This is a genomic window from Vibrio sp. L85, from assembly GCF_963871815.1.
GTDB classification, from domain to species: Bacteria; Pseudomonadota; Gammaproteobacteria; order Enterobacterales; family Vibrionaceae; genus Vibrio; species Vibrio harveyi.
This window is the reverse complement of sequence record NZ_CAWMYL010000080.1, coordinates 1-4,766: the sequence shown is the minus strand read 5'-3', so window position 1 is coordinate 4,766 and position 4,766 is coordinate 1. Positions and strand designations below refer to the sequence as shown.

Genomic DNA, 4,766 nt, shown 5'->3' with positions numbered 1-4,766 from the left:
ACAAAAAGGAAACTCAATATGGCGCAACAAAACTCAACCCTAACTCTCCCTAAAATGCCAAACAGCGACCAACGTCTCGCCGTTGGGCACGAAAGCCCTCCTAAAAATGATGTCTCTTTGTCCGAGGTTCAAGTTGGCTTCATTCAACTGGTTGATTGCGATTCTCAGCAGGTTCTTGCTCAACGTGAAGGTCTTAATAAGCCAACGTGTTTTGAGTATCTACAAGAAAAAGTATGGAGCGTGGTCGCGGGGTTGGAGATGCGCTTTGTTGAGCAAACAGAGGTGGTTCACCCTTATAAGTTCTTCTGTGCAGTGCCTAAAGCCTCCGTCGTAAAGGTTTATCACAGCCAGCTAGTGAGCCAAGAGCCAGTAGATGTAAAGCCGGTTTGGCAAGGACTTGCGCTGCAACTTGAAGAGAGTCGTGCGCTTATCGAAAGTGCGCAGTGGGATGCCTTTGACCTTGAAGGCAACTGGATTGGCACATCGGAATACTAAGCGAGGGATTGAGCATGACTCCACTATCTAACAACACCGTTCGTTTTGTTCAACTTCATGAGCAAGTTAAAGCGTTGCGCCAGTCAACGAGAGGGACCTCTGCATCACAAGGTGTCACTAAGCTGTCTTCATGTGAGTTGATGAGCCAGCGTCTGCAGCATTTGAAAATGTTCAGCCGCGGTAAGAGTGAAGAGCAATTGCGCGACGTGGCAGCGTTAAAAACATTGGGGCTGCGAGATACCATCAAAAGCCTGTTCCCTGAACTAGGAAAGCGTGCGCTCCAGCATCATGAGATTTTCGAGCTTGTGCTTGAACTAGACAGCAGCATTGAACTAGGCGAGTGGCGCTTAAGAGAGAGCGCGCACGAGGTGATTGTGTATGCGTATTATGGCTCTGTCTTCCCTGGTCTGCGCTTTAAAAAATGCGGTGATGTTTACCACTGCGCAGGTTTCAACTTTGATATCCGTTTATCGGAATGAGGTGGTGAATGATGAATAACATTGAAATCCCAGTGACTTATGACGCCCTTGGTCGCATGCGGTATCACCCTGACTTTCACCCAAACCACGGTTCGCCTTGGAAAACGACAGAGCAAAAATATCTGATTGAGCGTTACGTGCTTGATGGACCTGAGTAAGTCAGTTTTGCGCTTGGTCGAACCATTCATACCGTGATGGCAAAAGCCTGCGAACTGCGAAAGCTTGATCTCATGCCAAAGCCAGTCAAATTAAAACACCATCGCCGAGTTCAACGTTCAGAAGGAAAATGAGATGAAAACTCCGAGTTATTTTGTTGCGCTCTCAGCGCTCACTGGTCGTGATTTTAAACGCCGGGCTGTCATTACTTCCAAGCGCCGCTTTGAGCTCTATGACGATGGTAAGCAGTGCAATGTGCACAACTGGTCAACTGAGTATCAAACACATATTTATCATCAGCTAAGCCTTTCTATAGTGGACGATAAGCCATTGTATTTTGTTGACACCCATTGCTCATTGACTCAAAGCTGGCTTTGCTCGCAGACGTACCGAACTATCAAGGAAGTGAAAAAAGCTTGGCACGGTCTATTGTAGAAGATCAATTTATTGGTGCGGGTTGCCACTGAGTCAATCTACATCGTTTCAATTAGGTTATTGAGGTGTAAACATGAGCATTCACTTACTCTTTGTCAAAATCCAATCTCTCTCAGAGCAGGCCAGTATTGATAGTGGGACGTCTTATGAAGAATACCTTCGCCTTTTTACGCTCTATTTTGAACGCAGCTTTAAGAGAAAGTCAGAGGTAGCACTGAAAATTGCTGGAGTGTTTGGTTATGACACATCGATGCGTCAGCGTGTCACGGTGCAAGGTTCGAATCGTCGCTGTCGATAACCTGGCATATCTGGCTTTCCGTGTTCTTTCGTCTATCGCTCCTTCCTTTAAACCGTCTCTCGCCACGCTTTGTTTGCAAGGGAAGTACACGCGATATCCCTAAAGCAGCAAGCTGCTAAGGGCTAGCGCCCCTTGCAAAGCACAGCGATGGAGAGATGCCGGGCAGTCAGGCGATAACGAAATGAACCGGAGTAAGCCATGACTGCATCGATTACCTACACCAACAACGCTCTTTTTACTGCTGAAGAACAAGCGACCTTAGCGCTTGCTGCAGATATCCTAAAGTCAAAACTCACCATCAGTGAGCAACCAGCACTGACCTCTCCAGGCATGGTGAAAACCTTTTGCCAACATTCCCTTGCTGCCAAAGAGCATGAAGTGTTCGGCGTTATCTTCCTAGATAACCAACATCGAGTACGCTCTACCGCAGAGCTTTTCACTGGTACGGTAGATGCTGCATCGGTTTATCCTCGTGAGGTAGTTAAGAAAGCATTAGCTGAAAATGCTGCTGCCGTTATCCTGTACCACAATCACCCGTCGGGCGTTGCAGAGCCGAGTCAAGCTGACCGTCGTATTACGCACCGATTGACCGATGCGCTGGCACTGGTTGATATTAAAGTTCTAGACCACTTTGTTGTATCTTTTGAGGATGTCGTCTCTTTCGCAGAACGTGGCTGGATTTAAGCAAGAGGCGGCTAAGCCGCCTCTTTTTGTGCCCGACTCGCAAATTCAAAGGTGATTTTTCATCTTGTCAGTGTGGTTTGCTGCTTCATTTGTTGTGATTGTCATTCAATATCTAGTGGTTATAGCAGCTGAAAGTGACACTACATATTGTGTTTTGCTGTGAGCATTTCTTTTATCGGGCGTTCTCCCTTGCAGCAAGCTGCTTTGGTCGGTTCACTCCGTCGCTGCGCTCCTCCCGCGATAACTCAGCCACGTGTATCGAGCACGCTCGATGTGGCATTGAGTTCCTGCGAACAATCACCCAACGCACTTCACTCACTTTGTTCGCTGCGCCTCGCCGTCTCACTCAGCTCAATGCGTTAGTTGACGCAGGAAGTATTGATGCTGACTACTTAGTGCTCGCAAAGTGTTAACCGAGTCAGAAGCGCAGTCTTATGCCACTGAAATCTCACTGACAGAAAACGTCACACGTGCAGCCATGCACCCTGTTGATGAATTTGAAGCTTACTCACGCGTGATTGAGGGTGGGGGAACGGTTGAAGCTGTAGCGCAGCGTTTTGGTAAAACACAGCTTTACGTGCATCAGCGCATGAAATGAGCCGCCGTTGAGTCGGTTATCCTCGATGCATACCGTGAAGGTAATGTCTCGCTAGAGCGTGTCATGTTGTTCACCATTGCCAGCCCTGAGCGTCGGCTTGAAGAGTGGGAGCGAGTAAAAGACAGAGCATTCTACGGGGATGGTCAAATTCGCAATATGCTCAAAGAGTCTGCGTTAGAAGCATCAAGTGGCTTGATGGTTAGGATTTTCAATCCTAACCATCGAATTAATGTAACAACGCTAATTTTAGCACTACATGATATTTTTAGTTCCCTGCCATGCGACAGAGCTTTAAAAGCGCAATTGGGCTCCAAACATTAGACCGCTGGAGTCAAAATCACTGTTTTTTGAATATACATATTCTGCGTTTAAGCCGAAATATTTATAACTCCAACTTATACCACCTGCCGCTTCTCCACCGATGCTAGCATGGTCGATATTTTTGGTCTGGTTATTTACTTTATATGTATACTCAAGAGTGTAGTATGTAACGCCGGCTTTACCGTAGAGTTCAAATCCTGAACCCAATGGGTAGCTCGCATAGCCACTCATTCGGGGACCTGAGAAACTAGTGTCAGAGATTTGAGAAATCTGGCTAACGATTGCCGAACCGATACCGTCAAACGCTCCTTTATAACCAGCTTCAATACCGAAATTGTGCATTGGCATATATCTATAATAAATCTCGCCGAGGAACATGTCTCCAGATTCTTTACTTGTTGGTGCGTCGTAATTTACACCTCCATAACCCATGTTTGTGCCAATAATATGTTTATTAGTTGTGGCATTAGCAGATAGAGAAAATGTGGATAAAACCAAAACAGCAATAAATGAATAACGCATATTGCGCTCTCCTTTAGATTAGGGTGTCACCATGACTCACATATCAAAGCATAAATTTTAAATTATATATACTGGCGACCAGATATAGATAGCTTTTTGAAGCGCATCGATAAAGGCGCTCAGGGGCTCAAGAAAGGCGATTTGGTGGCTCAGGCCACTTACTTCTAAGTGGCGGTGATACCTGCTTATGCAGGCACAGAAAGCGCATTTCGATAAGTGGATGCCAAAGGGCTTCTAACTCAACAAGATAGACCGTCCTAACGGACTGCCCATCCGCACTACTTGGAGAGTGACCCATGGCTAACCTTGGTGTACTGCGTATCCATAAAACCCGTCGATTTGTCGCTTGTTGGGGGGAAGTGCAGTTGTATTGCGTTGTGTATGATAGGCGATGTTATGAAATGAAAACGAAAGTTCCTATCTGGGCGTTGCTCAAAGGCTCTTATTCTGTCCCTGAAAATCGAGACGGTAGGGTAGTTAAGCCTATTCATGCGCTCAAGCATGTTCATCAACGTATGATGAGAAATAGTTTGTTGTAAGCTGTTCATGTATTTCATGGGATAGGCCGTTTCACTGCCTATCCTGTTGTCAAAGTTTCAAAGTGCTGAGTTACCTTGATTTTGTTCAGTACGGGCTTTTGAAGGCGTAGCTTTTGCAAAATGGGGTATTCGGAAAATGATCGGAAGATTTATCAATTTCTGATTTCGTGTTTTTCTGGGATTGGTAAAATTTCTTGCTTCTTGCTTCTTGCTTCTTGCTTCTTGCTTCTTGCTTCTTG

General features: G+C 46.0%; 10 protein-coding genes. 8 read left to right on the top strand and 2 right to left on the bottom strand.

The genetic code is table 11. The annotated features are described in order from the left end of the window. The 8 genes from AACR11_RS08705 to AACR11_RS08670 all read left to right on the top strand — a co-directional run. Positions 1-495 (top strand): hypothetical protein (locus AACR11_RS08705; protein WP_223295732.1); only part of this gene is annotated, 495 nt, incomplete at its 5' end. A gap of 14 nt (positions 496-509) precedes the next feature. After that, positions 510-974: a hypothetical protein gene (locus AACR11_RS08700; RefSeq protein ID WP_050582057.1), complete on the top strand. Its 465-nt coding sequence runs from the start codon at positions 510-512 to the stop codon at positions 972-974. Between the two features lie 8 nt (positions 975-982). Continuing rightward, positions 983-1,132 carry a hypothetical protein gene (locus AACR11_RS08695; protein WP_223295731.1) on the top strand — a complete coding sequence of 50 codons (150 nt, stop codon included), beginning with the start codon at positions 983-985 and terminating at the stop codon, positions 1,130-1,132. 133 nt (positions 1,133-1,265) lie between these two features. After that, positions 1,266-1,565, top strand: a complete 300-nt coding sequence (locus AACR11_RS08690) for a hypothetical protein (protein ID WP_029790645.1) — start codon at positions 1,266-1,268, stop codon at positions 1,563-1,565. Between the two features lie 73 nt (positions 1,566-1,638). Then, positions 1,639-1,863, top strand: a complete 225-nt coding sequence (locus AACR11_RS08685) for a hypothetical protein (protein ID WP_029790644.1) — start codon at positions 1,639-1,641, stop codon at positions 1,861-1,863. Between the two features lie 198 nt (positions 1,864-2,061). Then, on the top strand, positions 2,062-2,547 hold the full coding sequence (gene radC / locus AACR11_RS08680; protein WP_029790643.1) for a RadC family protein: 486 nt from the start codon (positions 2,062-2,064) through the stop codon (positions 2,545-2,547). A gap of 406 nt (positions 2,548-2,953) precedes the next feature. Further along, positions 2,954-3,145 (top strand): hypothetical protein, encoded by a 192-nt coding sequence (locus AACR11_RS08675; RefSeq protein ID WP_029790642.1) that lies wholly within the window; start codon positions 2,954-2,956, stop codon positions 3,143-3,145. Positions 3,146-3,208: 63 nt separating this feature from the next. Then, the gene (locus AACR11_RS08670; RefSeq protein WP_026000391.1) at positions 3,209-3,466 is read left to right on the top strand and encodes a hypothetical protein; all 258 of its coding nucleotides are present in this window, start codon (positions 3,209-3,211) and stop codon (positions 3,464-3,466) included. Here the strand turns inward: AACR11_RS08670 and AACR11_RS08665 are convergent. Both AACR11_RS08665 and AACR11_RS08660 read right to left on the bottom strand, forming a co-directional pair. Next, positions 3,437-3,988, bottom strand: a complete 552-nt coding sequence (locus AACR11_RS08665; protein ID WP_017191087.1) for an outer membrane beta-barrel protein — start codon at positions 3,986-3,988, stop codon at positions 3,437-3,439. The genes AACR11_RS08670 and AACR11_RS08665 overlap by 30 nt on opposite strands. Before the next feature lie 596 nt (positions 3,989-4,584). Then, the coding region (locus AACR11_RS08660) for a hypothetical protein (RefSeq protein WP_223295730.1) at positions 4,585-4,766 on the bottom strand (182 nt) is incomplete at its 5' end.